At 38.4% G+C, this 22,477-nt stretch carries 19 protein-coding genes; 7 read left to right on the top strand and 12 right to left on the bottom strand.

The window, feature by feature from the left end:
• Positions 1-104: 104 nt before the first annotated feature.
• From BM179_RS19185 to pyk, 4 genes are all read right to left on the bottom strand, one after another.
• On the bottom strand, positions 105-839 hold the full coding sequence (locus BM179_RS19185; protein ID WP_092018785.1) for a LytR/AlgR family response regulator transcription factor: 735 nt from the start codon (positions 837-839) through the stop codon (positions 105-107).
• A 586-nt stretch (positions 840-1,425) separates the two neighbouring features.
• A complete protein-coding gene (locus BM179_RS19180; protein WP_092018784.1) occupies positions 1,426-2,478 on the bottom strand; it encodes a sensor histidine kinase in 1,053 nt (350 codons plus the stop codon).
• A gap of 344 nt (positions 2,479-2,822) precedes the next feature.
• The gene (locus tag BM179_RS19175; protein WP_092018783.1) at positions 2,823-3,329 is read right to left on the bottom strand and encodes a GbsR/MarR family transcriptional regulator; all 507 of its coding nucleotides are present in this window, start codon (positions 3,327-3,329) and stop codon (positions 2,823-2,825) included.
• 206 nt (positions 3,330-3,535) lie between these two features.
• On the bottom strand, positions 3,536-5,008 hold the full coding sequence (gene pyk / locus BM179_RS19170) for a pyruvate kinase (RefSeq protein ID WP_092018782.1): 1,473 nt from the start codon (positions 5,006-5,008) through the stop codon (positions 3,536-3,538).
• A gap of 321 nt (positions 5,009-5,329) precedes the next feature.
• On the opposite strand from pyk, the gene BM179_RS19165 reads away from it, so the two are divergent.
• Positions 5,330-5,806 (top strand): nucleoside deaminase, encoded by a 477-nt coding sequence (locus BM179_RS19165; RefSeq protein ID WP_092018781.1) that lies wholly within the window; start codon positions 5,330-5,332, stop codon positions 5,804-5,806.
• 83 nt (positions 5,807-5,889) lie between these two features.
• Positions 5,890-6,753, top strand: coding sequence for an SMP-30/gluconolactonase/LRE family protein (locus tag BM179_RS19160; RefSeq protein WP_092018780.1), 864 nt, complete (start codon positions 5,890-5,892; stop codon positions 6,751-6,753).
• A gap of 80 nt (positions 6,754-6,833) precedes the next feature.
• Here BM179_RS19160 and BM179_RS19155 read toward each other — a convergent pair whose 3' ends face one another.
• The 5 genes from BM179_RS19155 to BM179_RS19135 form a co-directional block, all read right to left on the bottom strand.
• Positions 6,834-7,355, bottom strand: a complete 522-nt coding sequence (locus tag BM179_RS19155; RefSeq protein WP_092018779.1) for an acyl-CoA thioesterase — start codon at positions 7,353-7,355, stop codon at positions 6,834-6,836.
• Positions 7,355-7,663 (bottom strand): NADH-quinone oxidoreductase subunit NuoK, encoded by a 309-nt coding sequence (gene nuoK, locus BM179_RS19150; protein ID WP_092018778.1) that lies wholly within the window; start codon positions 7,661-7,663, stop codon positions 7,355-7,357. The genes BM179_RS19155 and nuoK overlap by 1 nt, the downstream gene beginning before the upstream one ends.
• A gap of 54 nt (positions 7,664-7,717) precedes the next feature.
• Positions 7,718-8,248 carry an NADH-quinone oxidoreductase subunit J family protein gene (locus BM179_RS19145; protein WP_218159254.1) on the bottom strand — a complete coding sequence of 177 codons (531 nt, stop codon included), beginning with the start codon at positions 8,246-8,248 and terminating at the stop codon, positions 7,718-7,720.
• A gap of 33 nt (positions 8,249-8,281) precedes the next feature.
• Positions 8,282-9,517, bottom strand: coding sequence for a 4Fe-4S binding protein (locus BM179_RS19140; RefSeq protein ID WP_092018776.1), 1,236 nt, complete (start codon positions 9,515-9,517; stop codon positions 8,282-8,284).
• A 247-nt stretch (positions 9,518-9,764) separates the two neighbouring features.
• Entirely contained in the window at positions 9,765-12,155 is a 2,391-nt protein-coding gene (locus BM179_RS19135; protein WP_092018775.1) for an alpha-ketoacid dehydrogenase subunit alpha/beta, read from the bottom strand.
• 375 nt (positions 12,156-12,530) lie between these two features.
• Here BM179_RS19135 and BM179_RS19130 point away from each other — a divergent pair, with 375 nt between their 5' ends.
• The 4 genes from BM179_RS19130 to BM179_RS19110 all read left to right on the top strand — a co-directional run bounded on the left by BM179_RS19130 (position 12,531) and on the right by BM179_RS19110 (position 15,870).
• Entirely contained in the window at positions 12,531-13,007 is a 477-nt protein-coding gene (locus tag BM179_RS19130) for a DUF1573 domain-containing protein (RefSeq protein ID WP_092018774.1), read from the top strand.
• 327 nt (positions 13,008-13,334) lie between these two features.
• Positions 13,335-13,898 carry a fasciclin domain-containing protein gene (locus BM179_RS19125; protein ID WP_092018773.1) on the top strand — a complete coding sequence of 188 codons (564 nt, stop codon included), beginning with the start codon at positions 13,335-13,337 and terminating at the stop codon, positions 13,896-13,898.
• Positions 13,899-14,272: 374 nt separating this feature from the next.
• A complete protein-coding gene (locus BM179_RS19115) occupies positions 14,273-14,869 on the top strand; it encodes an RNA polymerase sigma factor (RefSeq protein ID WP_177219455.1) in 597 nt (198 codons plus the stop codon).
• A 200-nt stretch (positions 14,870-15,069) separates the two neighbouring features.
• Positions 15,070-15,870 carry an anti-sigma factor gene (locus BM179_RS19110; RefSeq protein ID WP_143095269.1) on the top strand — a complete coding sequence of 267 codons (801 nt, stop codon included), beginning with the start codon at positions 15,070-15,072 and terminating at the stop codon, positions 15,868-15,870.
• A 96-nt stretch (positions 15,871-15,966) separates the two neighbouring features.
• Here the strand turns inward: BM179_RS19110 and BM179_RS19105 are convergent, their stop codons facing one another.
• The gene (locus BM179_RS19105; RefSeq protein ID WP_374754588.1) at positions 15,967-17,868 is read right to left on the bottom strand and encodes a hypothetical protein; all 1,902 of its coding nucleotides are present in this window, start codon (positions 17,866-17,868) and stop codon (positions 15,967-15,969) included.
• 13 nt (positions 17,869-17,881) lie between these two features.
• Complete coding sequence (locus tag BM179_RS19100; protein WP_218159253.1) at positions 17,882-19,666, bottom strand: 3-keto-disaccharide hydrolase; 1,785 nt, start codon at positions 19,664-19,666, stop codon at positions 17,882-17,884.
• A 454-nt stretch (positions 19,667-20,120) separates the two neighbouring features.
• On the opposite strand from BM179_RS19100, the gene BM179_RS19095 reads away from it, so the two are divergent.
• Positions 20,121-21,467: a M20/M25/M40 family metallo-hydrolase gene (locus tag BM179_RS19095; protein WP_092018769.1), complete on the top strand. Its 1,347-nt coding sequence runs from the start codon at positions 20,121-20,123 to the stop codon at positions 21,465-21,467.
• Positions 21,468-21,525: 58 nt separating this feature from the next.
• Here BM179_RS19095 and BM179_RS19090 read toward each other — a convergent pair whose 3' ends face one another.
• Positions 21,526-22,281, bottom strand: coding sequence for a hypothetical protein (locus BM179_RS19090; RefSeq protein ID WP_143095268.1), 756 nt, complete (start codon positions 22,279-22,281; stop codon positions 21,526-21,528).
• Between the last annotated feature and the right edge of the window lie 196 nt (positions 22,282-22,477).

Here is a 22,477-nt window from a genome sequence, read left to right as displayed (position 1 = left end):
GCCGATTGAAACCGACAAGCCGTTAAGGAATTCTTTTATGGTTAAATATTTATCTTCAACAATCAGGAAACAGAATTTTCGGGACCAAAAATTAGAAATTCTGACTAAATACCCATCATATCCTTAAAGGCTACTGAGTTCCTTGTTGAGATTTCCAGCTCTATTCCATTATTTAAAATTACTTTCATACCGCCTTTGTAATAAGAGTCAATATCCATGATATACTCGGTATTAATAATCTGCTGGCGATTTGCTCTGAAAAATATAGTCGGATCAAGGCGTTCCTGAATTTTATTCAGAGAACGGTGAATCATTGGCTTATTCGTCCCGAAATGGAAACGGCAGTAATTACCTACGGATTCAATCATGTAAACCTCTGAAAGTCTTACGAAATAGCACTTCTCTCCATCTTTCAGAAAAATACGTTTTTCAGGAGTAATTTTTGAATCGGACATCAGGTTGCTCAACTTTTCCTGATGAATTTCTGAGCGAACTTTATCCAATGTTTTAGCCAGTCTTTCCGATTTTGTAGGTTTAAGTACATAATCCAGTGCTTCTGACTCAAACGCCTGAATGGCGTACTGGTTATAAGCTGTTACGAAAACCACCTTTGGCAGATACTCCAATTCTTCCAGCAAATCAAAGCCATTCTTTTCCGGCATTTCTATATCCAGAAAAATTAAATCAGGCTGAAGTCTGTGAATTTTTTCCAGGGCATCATCTACGTTTTCGGCTTCATCTATTACCTGAACATCCGGAAATTCCTGAAGTAGATACTTCAACTCTTGACGGGCTAATCGCTCATCGTCAATTAAGATGGTTTTAATTTTCTTACTCATGTCTTTTTAATAAATAACTTTAGATAATGGCGGTCACCGATTTGACTTTTCTATAGGCGCATTGATACCTAATGAAGTTAAATTTCTGTAAACTAAACCAAATATTTCGGATATCTTGGCTTATTTTATCCTAATTATAAGCAACTGCATTAAGATAATACAAATATAGAACAGTTATTAAAAAAACTAAATTTATCTAACACTATTTGGGTTAAGGATTGACCGTCCTTATCATAATTTGAAATAACACCTGTTTAATTTACTGAAACAATCCGCCCGGGAATCCCGGGGCTGTAAAATTCAGGATGGAAAGCCGGAATTTCAAATAATGACTTCCTTGCGGATAATGAATCAATTCTTTTAATAAATATAATTATTTTGTGTACATCCACAACAATCTTCTTGCCAAATTTTTACATTCAGACTCCGAATAACGCTTTTTAACTACAAATTTCATCTTTTGACCAAATTTGGCAGTCTTAAGCGGCCTATTCATATATAATCTCGTAAGAAAATCGGGAAACGGAAGAAGACAAGCTGCCAGACCTTGTGGCGGAAAGACTGTTAATTTACAGAGAGCGGAGGATTAGTTTTGACAGGTTTGAAGAGGAAGAGTTATCTGAGCAATAACAAAGTCATCCAGGTTATAAATTTCCAGAAGACCATTTACACCATAATTGAGAGAGATCCGTTTTTCAAGCGTTTTCAACCCTCCTCCATTGTAAAGCCCTTCATTACAACCAACCTGATACAACCCGGGATTTCTTACACCAAAAACAATATTATGTCTTTCTTTTCTGGCAAAAACAGTCACTTTTCCACCACTTTTCAACTTGCTGATACCATGCTTAATGGCATTCTCAGTGAGTAGGTGTAAAGACATGGGAAGAATATTGATTTCCCCGGGAATATTATCGATTTCAAAATCATACAGCAAACGCCTGTCAAATCTGATTTTTTCAAGTGCCAGGTATTCTTTTACAAGGGCTAACTCCTCTTGTAAGGAAATAACCTGTAAATCCTTGCAATCCAGCGACATCCGCAGTAATTGAGAAAGCCTGTCTGTAGCTTCCCTTGCCTGTATCGGGTCAAAAAGAGTAAGCGCCTTGATGCTGTTGAGAGAATTAAAGAGAAAATGAGGATTCAGCTGATTTTTTAAATTCTGGAGCTCTGACGTTTTCAAAAGCAGATCAGATTCTGCTCTGATATTTACATTTTCAATTTTTTGTTGAGTAAACTTAATGCCATGATAAAAAATGAACCAGGGAATTAAAAAGCGGTAACAATCTAAAAACTGGAAAATCAAATATTGCGTCAAAGGCATTCTTTCAGGTGCAATGGTAAGGTTTAACGCAAAGAGATAAGCATTTACAGAACATAGAACGAATGCAATACTGATACTTCCTGCCAGTGCAAACAGAATAATATGTTTTTTACTGAAGGTATCATCTGAGTTATTTCTTTTTAGCAGTTTACGATATAAATGTGTCCCTGTCAGACAGATCAATACATTTATCATCCCAACCAAAATGGCATGAGAAACAACTATGTTAAAACAAATTGCTGCAGATAGTATAAAAAATAAATAACATCCCCAACCCACTAATTGGAGAGCCCAATAGAGCTTGGTTTTTGACATGTATTCCGGTGCTAATAATTAATCAATATTATGCCAAAAATACCATCAAATTATTCTTTTAAAAGGTGTTTTGCCGCATTTTACCTAAGTGCTGAAATCATGAGCAATTCAGATGAAATTAAAGGCTTATAAATCCGTATTTTGCCCCTCCACCGGGAATTTTCACAAAAATTCATATTATTTTTTAGCCGAATTATACTATTTATTTCATCTCGCATCCATTTAAAAATTTTATATTTTCAATAAATATTGAAAATATAGCAACAAAATAAAAGCCACCGGAAGGCGACTCTTCATATATTATTCGCATATACCTGACAGATTTTTTGTTCAGTACAAGCAACTTATTTAAACATTTTAAGGAATCCTCCCCAAAACCAGCTCTCTTCTGCTTTGATAATGGCATTTAAAGACTGATCTGCGTTTCCGGCAAATTTCTTAAGATTATCCACCGTTTCAGCGAACTGTTTAACTTTTGGATCAGTAATATCCGCTTCAATGGTTGATATTTCTTCCAAAACTCTTAAAATAGGTTCTAATTCTCTCTTTTTACGTTCTTTTGCCACTTGCATGGCTACTTTCCAGATATCCTTTTCTGCCTCAAAATATTCCTTCCGCTCTCCTGTCTTCAATATTTTTCTGACAATTCCCCAATCCATCAGATCCCGCACATTCATATTCACATTGCCTCTGGATATTTGAAGGGCTTCCATGATTTCTTCCGTACTCATAGGTTCCGGTGATACCAGCAACAAGGCGTGTACCTGAGCCATCGTTCGGCTGACTCCCCAGCTCGAACCTAATGTCCCCCATGCCTGGACAAGGTGTTGTTTAGCTTCTTCAAGCGTCATATATTCAGATTTTTATATATTTCAGTACTTTGGGCAGTTGAGCTATTTGATACAAATATATATAAATTTCTTGAATTTTCAAAAATTACTGAAAATTCACTACGCAAATTAACAGAGGTATAAACACTCGTTTCTGAAGGTATAAAAACAAAGAATCCGTGTTTTACGAAACGAAAACACGGATTCTTTTATATGCTTTTCTGTTTTTATAAAACGGTACCTAACTGAACGGTGTTGGTTTTTAAACCTTTATCCGCCGGAACACTTAATGTTGCTACAAAAACATCATCTTTCTTTAACAAATCTTTTTCTTTCAGGAACTCTGTCATTGCTGTAACAGTTGCTTCTACATTACCTGAATGCTGGTCGAAATAAAACACTTTCGCTCCCCAAAGTAATCCCATTGTACTCATCATGCTTTTATTAGAAGTAAAGATGTACAGATTAGCTTTCGGACGGTGTGCTGATAAACGGAATGCAGTATAACCACTGTTTGTAATACACAAAATTGCTTTAGCTTTGGTATCACGGGCCAAACGACATGCTCCGGCAATCATTCTGTCATTCAAAGGGAATTTAGAATCACTGTTCGCTAATGAGTGGTTCTTAAAATAAATTGCTGCCTCATCTCCTTTGATGATTTCAATCTCATTCTGCTGCTCTTCTACAATCTCATGGATGTGCGCCATTGTTTCAACCGCTTTGATCGGATAAGCTCCTGAAGCAGATTCCCCGCTCAACATTGTAGCAGAAGCTCCCTGAAGTACAGCATTCGCAACATCTGAAGTCTCAGCACGGGTTGGAACCGGGTTGGTAATCATTGACTCAAGCATTTGAGTAGCAACAATCACAGGCTTTCCTGCTTTCGTACACTTCTCAATCATTACTTTTTGTAAATGAGGTACCACGGCACTATCCATTTCCACACCAAGGTCTCCACGGGCAACCATAATTGCGTCTGTTGCTTCAATGATAGCATCAAGGTTATCAATTGCCTCAGGCTTTTCAATTTTGGCAATTACTTTGGTGTTTTTACCATAAGCAGCAATTTTCTGCTTGATATCATGAATATCATCAGCTTTTCTTACAAAAGAAAGTGCTACCCAGTCTACACCATGATCAAGGCCGAAATACAAATCTTTTTCATCTTTTTCGGTAAGACAAGGCAATGAAACCTTGGTTCCCGGAAGATTGATTCCTTTTTTTGACTTCAGAATACCTCCGTAAATCACTTCGGTAATTACTTCTTTCTTCACTTTATCAACGGCAAGAACTTTTACTTCCAGGTTACCGTCATCCATCAGAATTCTTTCTCCAGGATTAACATCAAGATACATTGAAGTATAGGTGGTTCCGACTTTTTCTGATGTTCCCAACAGATTTTCATCCATTGCAAAAATCAATTGATTTCCTGGTTTTAATTCTACACCATTATTTTCAACTAACTGAGTACGGATTTTAGGGCCCTGAAGGTCTTGCAGGACAGTAAGATTAAGTCCTAATTCATCACTGAGTTCACGAATTGTATTCAGACGCGCAAGGTGGTCTTCGTGAGTACCGTGTGAGAAATTTAATCGGAAAACATTTACTCCTGCTTGAGCCAATTTTGTGAGCATTTCTTTCGAATCGGAAGCAGGTCCGACAGTGGCTACAATCTTAGTCTTTCTTTGATAGGACATCTTGGTTACAGTATTTTTCGTTACAACTATTACCACTACTTTTTGTAAATTAAGCACTCAAAAAGTAATGAAACTGATAGTTTTCGGTAATTCGTATGCAAGTTAAGATTTAGCGACGAAAAATTGGGTAAAGATTACTGTAAAGTCTTTAAAAAATTATAAAGATTTGGTACAAATGAGATTGTTTCCTGAAAAATTTGGAAAAAGCCAATACTTTCAGAATATTATTAATACGATAAGCAATACTATCTATCTAAAATTCCAACTTCGGGGGCATTTCCCATACCGAACCTGTTTTCAAAATTTTATTATCTTTATAGTATGGAAAAAGATCAACACGAATTTATGCAAAAAGCCATTGAATTGTCTCTAAAGGGCAGTTCTGAAGGTAAAGGCGGCCCTTTTGGGGCTGTCATCGTAAAAGACGGAAAAATTGTAGGTCAGGGACATAATAACGTTCTTAACAGTAACGATCCGACAGCTCATGCAGAGATTGTTGCAATCAGAGATGCCTGCAAGAACCTTGGTACCTTCCAACTGTCTGACTGTGAACTATATACCTCATGCGAACCTTGTCCGATGTGCCTTGGTGCTATCTACTGGGCCCGTCCGAAAAAGGTTTATTATGCCAATACCCGTGAAGATGCCGCTGAGATCGGTTTTGACGATGCCTTTATTTATGACGAAATCCCTTTACCTATTTCGGAACGTAAAATCCAAATGATTCCTCTGGGCAGAGAGGAGGCACAAAAAGCTTTTAAATTCTGGGTGGAAAAACAGGACAAAACGCTTTATTAACCCTCCAGCTAATTGCAGGAACCTGCCTTCTTATTTACAATTTTACAGAGTAATTACCCAAAACTTTATTATCTGACTCTTTTATGAAAAAACGAGTATTTGCAGCTCATTTCCTGATCTGCTTTTTCACATTCTTCAGTTCTTTTGCCCAGAATCTCTTCGAAGCTCAGGATTTTACCGCTGAAAATTTATTTACCAACAACATCGAAGGACCAAATTTTGATAAATCCGGTAAACTTTATGTGGTGAATTATCAGAAAGACGGCACTATTGCCCATGTTAAACCTGATGGCAGTTGTGAGCTGTTTTTAACTCTTCCCCAGGGTAGTACGGCCAATGCAATTCAATTCGATAGCAAAGGAGCCATGTATCTTGCGGATTTCTCAGGACATAATGTTTTGAGAGTGGACATGAAAACCAAAGAAATAACAAAATATTGCCATAATGATGAGTTTAATCAGCCAAATGATATCTGTATTACAAAGAAGGATGTGATTTTCGCTTCGGATCCAAACTGGAAAAACAGTACCGGTAAAATCTGGAGGGTAGATAAAGGAGGAAAAGCAACTTTGCTGACAGACCAAATGGGAACAACCAATGGTATCTGTCTGAGCACTGATGAAAAAACACTTTATGTAAATGAATCCATTCAAAGAAAAGTATGGGCTTTCGATGTAGACGCCAAAGGAAATATCTCAAATAAACGCCTTTTTACTGAATTTCCTGATTTTGGTATGGATGGCATGAAATGTGATAAATCCGGCAATTTATACATCGCACGCTGGGGAAAAGGTGCAATCGCCATTTTTTCTCCTGCCGGAAAACAACTTCGTGAAGTAATGTTAAAGGGTAAAAGTTCCAGCAATCTGGTTTTCAGTCCTGATCAGAAAACTATTTTTGTAACATTACAGGACAGAAAAGGAATGGAAAAATTCAGAATCAAATAAGTTTGACAACGGAATAGCTACTTAAAATAATAGCCCGGACTGAAAATGTTTCAATCCGGGCTATTATTTTAATATTGTATTTATTCCAATCCTTCGAATAAGGCTTTTAATTCTGTGGCTTCCTGTGGCTTTAATCTTCCTGCTAAAACCAGACGCAACTGACGGCGGCGAAGTGCTCCGTCAAATAAGGCTTTCTCTTCTTCAGTTTCCGGAACAGCTTTAGGAACATCAATCGGTCTTCCGGTCTGGTCTACCGCTACAAATGTAAAAAATGCTTTATTGGTTGTAACTCTTTGCTGTGCAGGAATATCTTCTGCCCAAACATCAATCACTACTTCCATAGAAGAATTAAATGCTCTGGTTACTTTAGCTCTCAAAGTAACCACACTCCCCAGAGGAATAGATTCTTTGAAGGATACATTATCGACTGAAGCAGTTACTACAATTCTGTTTGAATGTTTCTGAGCGCAGATTGCACCCACTACATCCATCAATCTCATTAAATTCCCTCCCATTAAATTTCCAAGCGTATTGGTATCATTCGGGAAAATCATTTCTGTCATAGTCGTAAGCGACTCCGACACAACTTTTGTCTTATTCATTATTTTTTTAATTCGTTGATTCTGTCCAGATTAACCGTTTTGAAGTGCTCAAAGGCTTTTAACGTAATTGCCAAAGCTACAACGGCTTCGCATACAGCAACTACCATTACGAACAATGCGAACATTTGTCCTTGCAGGTTGGGGTCGTTTTTACTGAAAGCAACCAGATTAAGGTTTACAGCATTCAGCATTAACTCTATTCCCATTAAAACCACAATGATGTTACGCTTGACAATGACTATTGCCAAACCTATGCTGAAAAGAAGTGCACTTAACAATAAGTAGTATGATAAGTAATTATTTTCCATTTCTTCTAAAATAACAGTCCGGTAATATCAGATTTTCAGGAAATATGCACCATTTTAATCATCTGATTTCCGGCTGGAAGCTAAATATGCCGAGCCAATCAATGCTACCATCAATAAAATTCCGGTAATTTCAAAAGGAAGAACAAATTCTGTCATAAGCTGAACGCCTACTCCCTTTACAGAACTCAAAGATTGTTCATTGTCTCCAAAGTTTTGCCGGTGAATTCCGGCAAAATCAGCACCGCTAAATGTATAGAAAAGCAGGGTGAACAACCCCATCGCTACTAAAATCCCCCAAAACCTGTTTCTGCTTTCTGTTAAAATATCATTTTTATCATCGGTTTTACGATCCCCTTTGTTGGTAAGCATTACGCCAAAAATCAACAGGACTAAAATACCCCCGACATAAATCAGGATCTGGGTAACAGCTACAAAATCTGCTCCGGCCATTACATAAAGAGCCGAAATCCCCAGAAAAGTAACCAATAAACTAAATGCAGAATACAATACATTTCTACTCCACAAAACCACAATGGCTGAAATGGCTATCAAAAGAAAGAAAAACAAAAAAATGAAATTGATCAATTGAATCTGGTTTTTAGTTTATGTATCCGAAAGTTAATTTTCGTTATCAGTTTCTGGCTTTTTGAATTTTGGCTTAAAAACCGGTTTAGGACGGGAAGTTACCTCCTCCGACTTAATTTCCGCTGGAGTTTCCACAGCCTCCTCCGCTGCCGACTCAGTTTCAGGCTTTTTGAATTTTGGCTTGAAAACCGGTTTAGGGCGGGCAGTTACCTCCTCCGACTTAATTCCCTCTGGAGTTTCCACAGCCTCCTCCGCTGCTGACTCGGTTTCAGGCTTTTTGAATTTTGGCTTAAAAACCGGTTTAGGGCGAGTAACTACTTCTTCCGACTTAATTTCCTCAGGAATTTCCAAAGCTTCCTCTGCTGCTGACTCAGTTTCTGGCTTTTTGAATTTTGGCCTGAAGGCAGGTTTTGTATTGGTATTTATTGTTTCAGCTTTAATTTCATCTGAGGAATCAGCTGCTTTTTCTTCTGAAGCATCTCCTCCGGTCTGTTTAAACTTTGGTTTAAAAGCTGGTCTGGCAGGAGCTTTTGCCGGCTCTTCAGATGTTGAAGGAGTTGTATCTTCACTCTCTGGTTTTTCTTCAACTGGTTGAACTTTAGGCTTAAACGATGGTTTAAATGCAGGTTTGGCAACAACAACCTTTTCTTCTTCTTTCTCAGCAGGAACAGCAGGCTTCGTCTTCAATCCTTTCATGGCCTCTTTTTCTGCCACAAATTGCTCATATAAATCTTTTTTCTCCTGAGCCTGTTCCTCTGTTAAGTTACCGAACTTAAAAAGGTGATCTTTGACATCCAACACCGAGAAATCGTATTCGCTGGTCATTGTCAAACATTCTGTAGGACAAACTGTTGTACAAAGCCCGCAAAAACAACATTTCGACATATCTATGTCAAATTTAGCGGCATACAAACGGATCGGTGACCCATCAGAAGCATAACCGGCGACTCCGGTTGCTTTAATCGGCTCAATTTCAATGCAATCTACCGGACAGATTTTTGCACATTTATCACAGACGATACAATCATCCATTTCATTATGCAATTGATATCTTCCATGATCAGGCACAGGAATTCTATCCCTCGGATATTCCAGCGTAACAATCCCGGTATCCTGATTGAAATAAGAAGGATCATCCACAAAGATTGGCTTTCTGCTCTGTCTGGCATCTTTCAGGTGTCTGAAAGACAATGACAAACCTTTCAGCGAAGATTTTACGGCTTCCTTAATATTTCCGAAATATGTATTATTTGCTCCTTTTTTCGACAAGGCCTTAATTCAGATTTTTTACAAAAGTAAGTTTCAAAATCAGAACGGACAACTATAAAACCAAATGAATGGATATTGTATCTGTACACAACAAATTTCTTCTGCTCAGATACAACTGATTATTGTAACCATTACATTAAATCCATAAATTCTATATTTTAAGCAGTCTTATTTTTCAAAAGTAAATCGCTGTAAACCAGAACTATGATATGAAAGTCAAAGGACTGGTTTACAACGTATTTCTATTTTAGTAAATTTCCGGAAAAAGTTCAGGGTTTACTTCGTGCATGATTGCATAAGCCGCATCAAAAACATTCTCAACATTAGGTTTTGAGAAATAATCTCCGTCAGAGCTATATGCAGGACGATGTGGCTGCGCTGCAATACATACAGGTTTTGAATCCAGCCAGCGATATGCATTCTGATTATCAAGTACTTCCTGCATCATATATGCTGAAGCACCACCAGGCATATCTTCATCTGCAAAAATAACCCGATTGGTTTTCCTGATTGATTCAACAATTTTATGTGAAATATCGAAAGGCAATAAGGTCTGAATATCAATAACTTCTACAGAAATACCTATATTCTCCAACTGAACGGCAGCTTCCATTACAATTCTGCACATAGAGCCGTAAGTAACTATTGTTACATCAGTTCCTTCTTTAATTACTTCCGGAACACCTAACGGAACTCTTGTATCATACAGGTTATCAGGTAATCTTTCTTTCAAACGATAACCGTTCAAACATTCGATAACAATGGCAGGGTCATCAGAATTCAATAAGGTATTGTACATTCCGGCAGCCTGCGTCATATTACGGGGTACGCATAAATGTATTCCTCTCAAACCATTCAGTAATACAGCCATTGGAGATCCAGAATGCCAGATACCTTCCAAGCGGTGTCCTCTGGTACGAATAACGAGTGGAGCTTTTTGTCCGCCTACTGTTCTGTAGTGCAAACATGCCAGATCATCAGCAAGTGTTGCAAACGGATAAAAAATATAATCTAAGTACTGTATTTCAATAATCGGACGCAGGCCACGCATCGCAGCACCTATTCCCTGACCAACGATGGTCATCTCCCTGATTCCGGTATCTGTGACTCTCTCTTCTCCGAATTTATCCTGCAAGCCTGACAGAGTCTGGTTTACGTCACCTATTTTCCCTACATCTTCTCCGAGAATAAAAATACGCGGATCATTAGATAAAAGATGATCAAAATTCCGGTTCAGAATCTCTCTGCCATCCAACGAAGCAGAATCTTCGGTATAGATAGGTTCTACGGCCTCCACTTTCAAAGGCGATTCATCCGACACACTATACTGATGAGTAGTAAAACGCTTAAAATTTGAATCTACAGCTTCTTTGACCCATACCTGCAAGGCTTTCTTTGAAGGCACACTGTCAAAACGCATGGCATGAAGCACTCTGCGCACAGCTCTTACCGAGTCTGAATGAATCGGATAGTATGCTTTACTCAGGCTTTCATAAATTTTAGCAATTTCTTCACCATTTGAACTCTCCTCAATAGCCTGCTGAATTAAAGACAGCGCATTTTGGTACTGAGGCTTAATAGAATCAGTATAGGCAGTCCAGGCTTCTTTCTGACAACTTCGGGCAGTTTTTGCTGATTCTTCATCAATTGCTTTCAGTTCTTCTTCAGTGGCAAAATCATTTTCCAGAATCCATTCTCTGAATTTCAGATTGCAATCAAGATCAATCTCAAACTGTAATCTTTCCGGAGATTTATAACGTTCATGCGAGCCTGAGGCAGAATGTCCCTGTTGCTGAGTAACTTCCTCCACATGGATTAAGGAAGGAATATGAAATTCTCTGGCTAAATGAGCCGCTTTCTGATACGTTTCAATCAAACCCGCATAATCCCAGGCTTTTACTGTAAAAATCTCCAATCCTGCTCCGTCTTCATTAGTCTGATAACCTGCCAAAGCTTTTGAGATAGAAGATTTTGTAGTCTGATATTGAGAAGGAACGGAAATACCGTATCCATCATCCCAAACAGACATTACCAAAGGAATTTGCAACACCCCCGCAGCATTAATACATTCAAGGAACATTCCTTCTGAAGTAGAAGCATCTCCGATAGTGGCAAAGCATACCTCGTTACCGTTTCTGGTAAAATTCTGAGAAATATCCTTTAATTCGGGAATGGAACGATATAGTTTAGAAGCATAGGCGATCCCTACAGCTCTTGGCATTTGTCCGGCCGTAGAAGAAACTCCGGCGACCGAATTATACATTTTGGTTTGATCAAGCCATTTCCCATTTTCGTCCAGCCATCTGGTAGCATGATGATTGTTCATCGTTCTGCCCCCGGTATGAGGTTCGAAAGTAATATCAGGATGACCATATAACTGAGAAAAATACTCTCTCCAGGTCATATCTCCAACCGCTGCGACAATAGTCTGATCACGGTAATATCCCGAAATGAAATCCCCGGGCTGCATGGCATTGGCAAGAGCAAGCTGACAAAGCTCTTTGCCATCCCCATATATTCCAAATTTGGCGCGACCTGAAAAAACCTCTTTTCTTACCAGCAAACTGCATTGCCGGCTAAGAGCAACTAGCCGGTAGTCTTTCAATACGTCCTCACGACTGAAGTGTTGTACAGTCATGGATGAGTTTTCGGTAAGTATTTCGTTTTCCAACACGTTTGCAATAGAAGTTAGGAATATTTTAGTGCATTAATTTAGAATATCCGGTTTCAGGATTGTACATTAGCAAACATGTTTTACTAAAAAGCCTGAAGGAAAATAAATATTCTATTCGTAAAAATAATATAAAATCGTCATCATACAAAAAAGTGCCTGTTCCAAAAGATTGTTAATGATTTGTTAAAGCTTGGCAAAGATTTTGCATACATGACTCATAATCTTACTTTTGTTTTGTCGTTATTGAGAAAGGAAATGTAAGAATTTACTTATATCAGTATTCGAAAAATATAATTTTTTCTTCTTAGGTATCAATAAAATCTATTAATCTTTAAAAAAATGAAAAAATTCTTTCTCTTCTTCGCTGTTTTATTCGCAACATCAACATTGAGTAATGCTCAGGGTGTAATTAAATTCAAGGCTGAATCTCATGATTTCGGTAAAATTGACGAAGGTACACAAGCAACTTACACATTCGAATTTACGAATACAGGTACTGCTCCTGTAGTAATTGCCAATGCACAACCATCATGTGGATGTACAACTCCGGATTGGACTAAAGAACCAGTTCTTCCTGGTAAAACCGGAAAAGTGACTGCTTCGTATAACTCAACAGGTCGTCCTGGCGTATTCAATAAAACTATTACAGTAATCAGTAACGCTGAAACTCCTCAGATTGCATTGACAATTAAGGGTGAAGTGACACCAAAAGGTGCTGAAGCTCCTGCTGCTGCCCCGGCTGCCGCTCCTACAGTATCAAAAACTCCGGCTGCTGCTCCGGCTCCGGCTGCTGCTAAAAAGGCTAAAAAATCATAATCTGATTTCAGATTGTTTTATTTCCCGAAATGGGCAGGTGCATATTCAGCATCTGCCCATTTTGCTTTTCAGGCTATTTCCTATAGTTTTTCTTACTTCTCTCCCATCTTAACATTGCTCCCGGATTCCCTGTTTTGGAAAAAATTTTAATTTTTTTATTTTTTTTTACTTTTTTAAATCCAAACCTTTTTTGTTCCCGTATATCTGTTCAAATGTCAGTAATCACCACGAAATCGGGTACGACTAAAGAGTGAATGATTATTTTGACAATGTATCGTATCCGTAATTTCCAATGTAGTTTAAACGATTTTAAACTTTACAATCCCAATGAAAAAAGTTTCAAAAACATTAGGCTTGGTATTCGGATTGATAATCTTGAATGCAGGTATATCTCAAGCTCAGAATACAGTTACAGTAGGATCTGAACCTATGTATCCTATGAAGAATATCGTAGAGAATGCTGTTAATTCAAAAGCCCATACAACATTAGTGGCGGCAGTAAAAGCGGCAGGTTTGGTAGAAACGCTACAATCTAAAGGTCCTTTTACGGTTTTTGCACCGGTTAATGATGCTTTTGAAAACCTTCCCGCAGGAACTGTTGATAATTTATTAAAACCTGAAAACAAAGCAACCCTTACTAAAATACTTACGTATCATGTAGTAGCAGGTAAGCATGATTTTGATAGCATCGAAAAGGCCATCAAAGCAGGAAAAGGTAAAGCAGTTTTCAAAACCGTAAGTGGCGGAATGCTTACAGCTATGATGAATGGAACTCATAACATCATGCTGAAAGATGAAAACGGAGGAACCGCAAACATCAGTACTTATGATGTTTATCAGTCAAACGGAGTCATTCACGTTATTGATGCGGTTGTATTACCAAAAATGTAGAAATCAGCTCGAACAATCCTGTAAATTATCTTAAAAGCAGAGATAAAAAAGGATTCGTTCTTTAAAGAAAAATAGAGGTGTGGTTTAATCAAATGGGTTACCTACAAAGGGCTTTCGCTTGAAAGCCTTTTGTTTTAAAAACTTCAACGCTCTGTTTTTCAACTTTTTTCAGAATTAAAGAAAAAAAAATATCCGATATTCTGTCATAAAAGTCAAATCCTTCTATATTTGCTAAAATACCACGGTAAAGGATTACATCTGATCTCAGAACCGTGTAGTTTCGCACTCGAAAATTTAGTGTGTATTCCTCTAAAACAAGTCCGTCTTTTGATTTGTTATAACCTTTTACATACTAAATCATTCAAAATAAAAATATGGCGGGAAAACGTAGAACTATCATTTCGGAAGAAAACCTGGTGGCTTTGCTTCAAAGTAAAGATCAGCGAGGATTCTCTGTACTATATGATAACTACTCGTCGGCTCTTTACGGCGTTATATTAAAAATTGTACATTCTGAAGAAATAGCTGCAGACGTAATGCAAGATTCTTTTGTTAAAATCTGGCGAAACGTTGAAAACTACAACCGTTCCAAAGGAACTCTTTTCACCTGGATTCTGAACATAGCCCGTAATACAGCCATTGATAAAATCCGCTCTCAGGACTTCCAGAATTCCCAGCAAAACCAAGACCTCTCCAATTACGTAAATACTATAGACAGTCAAAACAGCACTTCTTTTGACGTAGACGCTATTGGTCTGCGAAAAATCGTTGAAAAGTTACGCCCGGAACATCAGCAGATTGTTGACTTGCTGTATTTTCAGGGATACACTCAGGCTGAAGTAGCTGAGGAGCTTAACATTCCTTTGGGAACTGTTAAAACCCGTATCAAAAGTGCAATTTCTCATTTAAGAGAATATTTCATAGTAATTGTACTTTTAATATTTTACGAAATTGTCAGTCTGTATTTATGAGGTCGTATTGCTAAACTATTGGAAAAAGATCCGATGGGGTACGAGATGAAAGAGTTTTACAGTAATTGATTCTTTTGTCAGGTTTAATAAATTGCCAGGTAGACATTTAACCGCAAATAAAATAATAAGAAACAGAATTGGATATTAAAGCATACATATCGTCAGGAATTTTGGAAAGCTATGTGTTAAAGCTTACAACTGTGGAAGAAACCGCAGAGGTAGAGAAAAACATAGCTCAACATCCGGAAATTCGGGCAGAGATTTTTCTGATTGAAGAGGCTCTGGAATCGTATGCGTTGGAGTTTGCTCATGAACCTCCTGCAGAATTAAAAATCAGGATAATGAATGCACTTGCAAAAGAGCAACTTTCAGTAACCAGTGAACAAAAAGGATCTGGGTCGTTTGTAACAGATAGTATCAGTCAGGTAAGTGACGATGAATTAAATACCGAGGATAAAGTTTTAGAGTTCAGGCCTCAGCCAAGTGCAACCCGTACATGGGTAGCAGCTGCCTCATGGGCATTATTGATCCTGAGTGTCGGAGCCAATATCATATTCTTTAATCGTTGGAAAGGTTCAGAAGAGAAGTTAGCCATTGCTGAATCTCAAAATCTTAAAATCGTTCAGAATGAAGAGATTTTGAAGGCAAATTATGAACAGGAACTAAATATTTTACAAAGTCCTGGCGTAAAAGTAATTGCACTCTCTGGTCAGCCAGTGGCCCCGAATTCCAAAGCATTGGTATATTGGGATACTAATTCGGAAAGTGTGTATGTTTCATCTATGAAATTACCGGAAGCTCCAAGCGGCAAGCAATATCAGCTCTGGGCTATTGTAGATGGGAAACCGGTTGATGCTGGTTTAATCAGCGGAAATACTCAAATGCTTAAAATGAAGTCTTTTGGCAAAGCTGTAGCTTTTGCTATCTCTCTGGAAGAAACCGGAGGAAGTACTACAGAAGTTGGTCCTAAAGGTCAGATTTATGTAATGGGTAATGTTTAGAAAATTGTCATATTCTTAAATCTTACATAAAAAGAGAAGAGCCTTCGGGGAACCCAAACGCTCTTCTCTTTTTATGTAAACTGTATTTCTTTTTATTTAATCTCTGTTCAGTAATTTCTCTGTATCCGGTTTTGCTTTTTTCCCAAGAGAGTTAATCCAGGCTGCAATTTTTAATACATCGCCTTTCGGAACATGTGTCATTGATGCCATTTCTGTAGCAAAATCAGGCCAGTTTTCAGGCTTGGGATTATACACTAATTCCAGAATCTGCTCATTGGTATATTTACGCTTGGCTACTTCCGCAAACGCAGGACCAACAACTTTGCTATCAGCAGCATGACAACTTGTACAGGCATGTTTTTTCAAAAGAGCCATTACCTGCTTTGTATCAACAGGAGCATTTGGAGACGCTTTAACTTCTGTAACTTTTACCGCTTTTTTAACATCCTTTGCAGAATTTGAATTGGCCGATTTTGCAGGAAGCTTCGCTAATTCCCCCGAAGGGATATCATTAAGTGTATAAAACCCGAAATCATGCAGCAAAGGCTGTCCTTCTTCATTAACAATGCCTGAAGCCGTTACCTGATGGATATATCCTTTTCTAAGGTTATCCACTACAAGACGAACCTTCAGACGATCTTCAGAAACAATTACACCTTTCAAAGGGCAGTTTTCCTGATTAATGATCGGGCTTCCGTAATTATGATGATATTTGTAGGTAAAACTCTTTAATTCATAGCTGCTTAGATTTTCAGCAGCCTGCTTACTGATTGGTTGCGTAAATTCGATTTCAAAACCATCAGGTTTAGCCAGAATAGTCTTCATTTCAAACGGCAGACGACCATTCCAGACAAGTCTCTGCAAACCATAGAGATCTTTACCTGTTGAGCCCCAACCTCTTGAAGTCATTCCGACAAACATAGATCCGTCATTTCCCCATCTTGCTCTGATTGTCCCGGACTGGAATCCATCGCGGAAAGGAAAGCAGGCTCCCTGGTATTTTCCGTTAACTTTTTCAAGAACCATACGCATTGCCTTAGACTGCCCCTGATCAAGTACAAAATATTGTCCTTCAAAAGGTCCGAATTTGCCATCTGTTACATCTTCAAGCATATCCGCTGTGGAAATACCCATTAAAGCATGTGGAAACCATACCGCAGGAAGTTTTAGCTGCTTAACTTTCTTGGCTGCTTCATACATTGGCTCCCCGTTATCGGGTAAATCTTCTCTGGTAAGTTTCAAAGGAGAATCCGGTTCTTTTGTCCAATACAATCCTCCCGCATTTCCTGCAAAATCACCTTTTTCGAGATGCGTAATTCTTCCTGAGCCAACCCAGTCTCCCTGATTTTCGCCAAAAAGAATATCTCCGGCAGCGTTAATATTAAATCCGGCAGGTGAACGCAATCCGGTTGCTATCGGCTCAAGTGATCCGTCTTTTCTTACTTTCACAAGCCAGCCTCTCCATTTTGCCAGTTTTCCCTCACCATAACCAACCCAGGCCACATTAAAAGTAAGATACATATCACCGTTTTTATCGAAAACAGGGCCATAAGAATACTCATGATAATTTCCTGAAAGCGGCCATGTAGCGACACATTCATAAAGATCTGCCTTCCCGTCTGCATCGGTATCTGTCAGTTTGGTTAGCTCTCCTCTTTGAGTACAATATAAAGAACCGTCTTTATAAGCTAATCCTAATGCTTCATGAAGACCGCTTGCAAAAAGGGTATAATGAGGTACCGTTCCTCCTATCTGATAGGGGTTTTCTATCATCCACACCTCTCCTCTTCTTGTACAAACAGCTACTCTGCCATCAGGAATAGGTGCTACTCCACCTACTTCCAGCTTAATATCAGAAGGGATCGAAAGCGTTTTTATTTCATAATAATCCTCTTCAGTCATTGCTTTAGGCTTATTCTGAGCCATCAATAACTGTCCGGCCAACAGGCAGGCAGCAGCGGTTAATGTAAATATTTTTGTTTTGACTTGATGTATCATGTTCTTTGTTCAATTAAAAAATCAAATGATATGTGATTTCCTTTCCTTCAACTAATGTCACTAATTGCTTTCTGCCATTGTTATCCCGAATAAATGGCTTGTTTGTTTCAGAAGGGAATGTCTGCACATAAATCTGGCCATCTACATTAAATCGGTTTCCACCGGCATCCTCAATTTTTGAGCCTTCTGCCAATAGCGCATATAGTTTACCTGTTGATTCACCTTCCACACTCAATTGACGTTTTATTCCTTCTCCGCTATCCAAAGGAGTTTCCTGGTCTTTCACATTTACTCCTTTGTAAGCATACATGAATACAGGATAAGAGGCCACATTACCATTGGATGCGGTCTTCTTCTCCAGGCGATATCCTTTATATTGCAAATCCGCCGAAGAGTCAGGAAAAACACCATTATTATCCATTGCATAAACCAATGGAAACTTATTGTTCATAGTCACAGCAGCTCCCATAGCCTGTCCAATTTGTGGCTCACCCCGCTCATACCACATTTCTGTAGCATCCAGAAACGCTCCGCGCCATATTTGTAAGAATCCTCCCTGGTTTAAATTATAGGAGAAATTCAGTCCATTTGGCATACCCACATTAATTGCATGAGTAATTTTCTTTTTCCCGAACATTACAAAAGAACGCTGGAGCATTGTTTCATCAGAAACTTTCACTTCAACCAAAGGGGTTGGCTCAGGTTCAGGTAAGGAAGTACGTTCTGTTATGTTTTGTTTCCAGCTGCCAACTCTCTCAATAAACAAACCCAAACCTTTAGGTCCCCATGAAAAATCTTTGGCATAAATCAAAGTATATGTATGTTCGCCAGCACTCAGGTTTTTACTTCCTTTCACACTTTCACTATACCAGTGTGAGCCTTTTGTGATCGTATCTCCGTCAACTATCAACGCACCTGTTCCGGTCCAGTTGGTTGTAAACAAATAATTATCGGCCTCAGAAGCAGTAATTTTTCCCTGAAATCTGATAAGAAAGTCAGATTTTGCCTCAGCAAGTTTCATGGTCGGCTTATCAGATTTTCCAGATTTTACCGGTTTTAATTTATCAGTCTTCAAATCGGCCAGTTTTCCTTCAAAATAGTCGAATGTTACCGGGCTGAATGTTGCCAATGGTTTATCAAAAACTTCATATCTGATATTTTTGAAAGCGACCTGTCCGTGATCTCCCTGAATAAGGATCGGGCCTTTTGTACCCTCTTCCGGAAAAATCGCTCCACGGGTTACTCCCAGCAATTCTATATTTTCATGGATTGTTACGCCGTTTAATACCACTTTATTGAATCGGGCATTCGTGATTTTCTTCCCCGAGGCATCAAAAGTCGGTGCTTTAAAATCAATATCGATATGGTTCCAAAGGCCGGGTGCTTTACAGGCATTCTGCAAAGGAGCATGTCCTTCATAACCTTCTTTTCCCTTGCCTCGGGTTTCATCCCAACGGTGGTAAATTGCTCCGCAGTCTCCGTCTCCCGGAACTTTTTTCAACCATGAGTCAAAAATCTGCACCTCATATCTGCCTTGTAAATAGATACCGGAATTGGATCCCTTCGGTATAATAAAATCAAGTGATAATCTGATATCTCCGTGTTCAAGATTAAACCTTAAATCATCAGTTCTCTGATATTTTGCTCCTTTTAAAGTACAAAGCAAAACACCTTTTCCGGCTTTAGGTGTAATAACCGAACTATTCGGGTTTCCGGAGGCATCTCCTTCAATGCTCCAGTTTGCACTGGGGTTCTTGAAAGCGCTTAAATCATTCAGCGGAATCTCGGTCTGTGCCATAACCGATACGGGGAATAACAAAATCAGTAGCTTTTTAAACATTTTCAGATTTGATTTTATTTCGATCAATTCAATTGGGGAATTATTTATGGAAAATTTTATTTACTTTTCAGTGGGCCAAAGTTAGTAAAAACTGTTCTAATGTGTTATACATACATTTAAACATTTTCTCTGTTACTTATTCCAAATACCGGAAAATACACTAAAACAAGCACAATTCACTCATTTACAATAAATTACAAAATATTATCATTTTGTAATTTAAAGAAAATATATAACAATACTAAGCAGGACTGTCCTGCTTTAGTACTATTTGATGGTTCAGCTATACTTAATTTTACTTTTTTTTCTATCTTTATCAATTGTAGATTTCTCTGATTTAAAATCATTCGGGGACATCAACATCTATTTTAAAAAATTACTACCTTAACTACTTAAATCAGACTTCATCTTCATGAAAAAAACAATTTGTTTACTCTGTTCTTTTATCTCTTTACAGGTAAGTGCGCAAAAAATCATTCAACGGGATCCGGCTATCGAACAAATGGTAAGCCAGGTTTCGGCAGATAGTTTAAAAGCGCATATTCTTAAATTGGTAAGTTTCGGAACCAGGCATACTTTAAGTACTACAACAGACCCTAAAAAAGGAATCGGATCAGCCCGAAACTGGGTATTAAGCCGCTTTCAGGAGTTTGCTAAAGAATCTGAAGGCAGAATGACCGCTAAAATAGACAGCTGGATTTTAAAACCTGACGGAAAAAGGGTAGATAAAGAACAGGATATGGGCAATGTGATGGGGATTTTGAAAGGTACTGATCCGAATGATGATCGGATTTTCCTCGTCAGCGGCCATATCGACAGCAGAGTTACCAATGTCATGAATCGTGAATCAGATGCTCCTGGCGCAAATGACGATGGTTCCGGGACAGCTACAGTAATTGAACTGGCCAGGGTAATGTCTAAAGCCAAATTCCCGGCGACAATCATTTTTCTGGTAGTCAGTGGTGAAGAGCAAGGTTTATTGGGGGCCAATTATCTGGCAGACAAAGCTGCAAATGAAAAATGGAATATTGAGGCAATTTTAAACAATGATATTGTCGGATCTAATAACAGTAATGAAACCCGTATCATTGAGAATACAAAAGTGCGGATTTTCAGCGAAGGATTACCGGCCTTTGAAATTGAAAGCAAAGCTTCCGGCATCAGAAATATGGGACAGGAAAATGATGGTAAGGCCCGTCAGCTTGCCAGATATACCAAAGAAGTAGGAGAAAGATATGTTGATAACCTCGAAGTAGTGATGGTTTACCGAAACGACAGATTTTTAAGAGGAGGAGATCATACACCTTTTGTAAACAAAGGTTTTGCCGCGGTGAGGGTTACAGAAATGAATGAAAATTTCGAACACCAGCACCAAGATCTTCGTACTGAAAACGGGATAAAATACGGAGATTATCCGGAATATATGGATTTTGAGTATTTGCGTAAGAATACCGCCATGAATCTATCAACTCTTGCCAATCTGGCAAAAGCTCCTTCAACTCCTCAGAATGTTACGATTGACGTGAAAATGCTGACCAACTCTACAACATTATTCTGGCAGGCACCCAAATCAGGAAAAGCTAAGGGATATTATGTATTAATTCGTGAGACATATCAGCCTTTCTGGCAAAAAAAGATATTTACCAGTAAGAACGGAATTGTTATTCCTTATTCAAAAGACCATTATTTCTTTGCCGTTCAGGCAGTAAGTGAAGACGGGAATGAGAGTTTACCAATTCTTCCCAAAGTAGGAATGTAATCAAACAATAAACCCCGGTTTTGACCGGGGTTTATTGTTTGATTACATTTCAGGAAAATTATTCCTGTTTTTCCCATATTTCATGGACTCTGCTTCCCGTAGAACTTACACCTGTATGCTCCCACTCCTTACCGTTCAGTGTATAACTGAAGGATAAATTTTTGCCTACGCGGTTATTGTCTTTTGAGAAAAAGTCAAGTGTTTCCACATATTTGCCATCTTTCAATGCATAAGTTCCACCACCTGTTCCGCTGAATATTTTTGTATCAGTATCTATCGCTGCCCATTGGAAATGACTCCCTGAAAGGATTTTTATTGTTTTTCTGGATCCTTTCATCATTTTTACCATTTTGCCGTCTGCCCCTTCTCTGCTAATAATCCGCCATGCAGATGTAAGGACAGTGGCACCTTTGGGTTCTTTAACCTTATCCCAGCTGCCTTGTAAAGGTCCCGATGGAACTACCAGTTTCTCTCCGCTCAATGTATAATCATTCGCAATGGTCAGTCCTACTTTCGTCGAATCTTCTGTATTAAAATCACGGGTAAAACTCATGATTTCTGTGCCGTTTGCAGAAGAAAGCTGGTAAGGCCCTCCACCTGATTTAAGGTATTTTTTACCGGAAATACTGTAACTGGCAAACATCAGATATTTTTCAGTACAAATCAATGTAGTAATATTTCCTGAAGCATCTTTCTTTTCCCAGGCACCTTTTAAGATGGAAGAAGAAGAATCAGGCTGAATAAAACCAGGCATGTCCGACATCAGGGAAATAAGCAATAAACATGCAGAAAAAAAGGTCAAAGTTCGTTTCATTTGAAAGAGTAATTAGATTGGGTTAGTCGTATAACGACTTAAAAGTCATTTAGATTGTACAGCAGAGCAAACGAAAATCTGAAAATGGTATTCAGTATAATTTAGCTTACCAAAGTCATGCCAGAAATCCGGTAATTCATTAAAATAAAACTGATAAAAGATGGCCAAAGAAAAAACCTTCGCAAGTGGTATTTTT

Origin of the sequence: Pseudarcicella hirudinis, assembly GCF_900115665.1 — a bacterium.
GTDB classification, from domain to species: domain Bacteria; phylum Bacteroidota; class Bacteroidia; order Cytophagales; family Spirosomataceae; genus Pseudarcicella; species Pseudarcicella hirudinis.
Note: the sequence above shows the minus strand (reverse complement) of the source record. Positions and strands in the feature narration are given on the sequence as shown.

Coding starts and splice junctions, on each gene's coding strand:
- BM179_RS19185 (WP_092018785.1), bottom strand. CDS start 839: ATGAGTAAGAAAATTAAAACCATCTTAATTGACGATGAGCGATTAGCC.
- BM179_RS19180 (WP_092018784.1), bottom strand. CDS start 2,478: ATGTCAAAAACCAAGCTCTATTGGGCTCTCCAATTAGTGGGTTGGGGA.
- BM179_RS19175 (WP_092018783.1), bottom strand. CDS start 3,329: ATGACGCTTGAAGAAGCTAAACAACACCTTGTCCAGGCATGGGGGACA.
- pyk (WP_092018782.1), bottom strand. CDS start 5,008: ATGTCCTATCAAAGAAAGACTAAGATTGTAGCCACTGTCGGACCTGCT.
- BM179_RS19165 (WP_092018781.1), top strand. CDS start 5,330: ATGGAAAAAGATCAACACGAATTTATGCAAAAAGCCATTGAATTGTCT.
- BM179_RS19160 (WP_092018780.1), top strand. CDS start 5,890: ATGAAAAAACGAGTATTTGCAGCTCATTTCCTGATCTGCTTTTTCACA.
- BM179_RS19155 (WP_092018779.1), bottom strand. CDS start 7,355: ATGAATAAGACAAAAGTTGTGTCGGAGTCGCTTACGACTATGACAGAA.
- nuoK (WP_092018778.1), bottom strand. CDS start 7,663: ATGGAAAATAATTACTTATCATACTACTTATTGTTAAGTGCACTTCTT.
- BM179_RS19135 (WP_092018775.1), bottom strand. CDS start 12,155: ATGACTGTACAACACTTCAGTCGTGAGGACGTATTGAAAGACTACCGG.
- BM179_RS19130 (WP_092018774.1), top strand. CDS start 12,531: ATGAAAAAATTCTTTCTCTTCTTCGCTGTTTTATTCGCAACATCAACA.
- BM179_RS19125 (WP_092018773.1), top strand. CDS start 13,335: ATGAAAAAAGTTTCAAAAACATTAGGCTTGGTATTCGGATTGATAATC.
- BM179_RS19115 (WP_177219455.1), top strand. CDS start 14,273: ATGGCGGGAAAACGTAGAACTATCATTTCGGAAGAAAACCTGGTGGCT.
- BM179_RS19105 (WP_374754588.1), bottom strand. CDS start 17,868: ATGATACATCAAGTCAAAACAAAAATATTTACATTAACCGCTGCTGCC.
- BM179_RS19100 (WP_218159253.1), bottom strand. CDS start 19,666: ATGGCACAGACCGAGATTCCGCTGAATGATTTAAGCGCTTTCAAGAAC.
- BM179_RS19095 (WP_092018769.1), top strand. CDS start 20,121: ATGAAAAAAACAATTTGTTTACTCTGTTCTTTTATCTCTTTACAGGTA.
- BM179_RS19090 (WP_143095268.1), bottom strand. CDS start 22,281: ATGAAACGAACTTTGACCTTTTTTTCTGCATGTTTATTGCTTATTTCC.